Annotated in this window: 1 protein-coding gene; it reads left to right on the forward strand. The window is 70.9% G+C overall.

The features are described 5' to 3' along the window. A partial coding sequence (locus MLGJGCBP_RS24505) for a hemerythrin domain-containing protein (protein WP_160098717.1) occupies window positions 1-536 on the forward strand: 536 nt, incomplete at both ends.

Here is a 536-nt window from a genome sequence, read left to right on the forward strand (position 1 = left end):
CCCGCCGACACCCGGATGATGGGGATCCTGCACGACGCCCTGCGCCGCGACCTGGGACGGGCCCGCACCGTCCTCACCGCACCGACCCCGCCGGCGCAGTCCCAACGCATCGCTGTCGCCGACCACCTGATGTGGATGATGGACTATCTGCGCTACCACCACCGCACCGAGGACGAGAACCTGTGGCCGCTGATCCGGCGACTCAACCCCGGCGCCGGTACCCTGCTCGACCGGATGGACGCCGACCACACCCACATCTCCCCGGAGATCGACCGCCTCTGTTCCGCCGCCGGCGCCTACCGCGACGACGGCTCCACCGACGCCCGGCAGGCGGTGGTCGTCGCACTCGACGGCCTCGAGGCGGCGCTGCTGCCGCATCTGCGCCGGGAGGAGGACGAGATGATGCCGGTCGTGTCCCGCACCATCACCGTCGGGCACTGGGAGGACTGGGGCCGCGACATCGTCAAGGACAAACCCAAGCTGGAGCTGGCGCGGGAGGTGCCCTGGGTCCTCGACGGACTCGACGCCGAGCAGTA

It is taken from the genome of Rhodococcus sp. T7 (genome assembly GCF_009872365.1).
Classification (GTDB): Bacteria; Actinomycetota; Actinomycetes; order Mycobacteriales; family Mycobacteriaceae; genus Rhodococcus_F.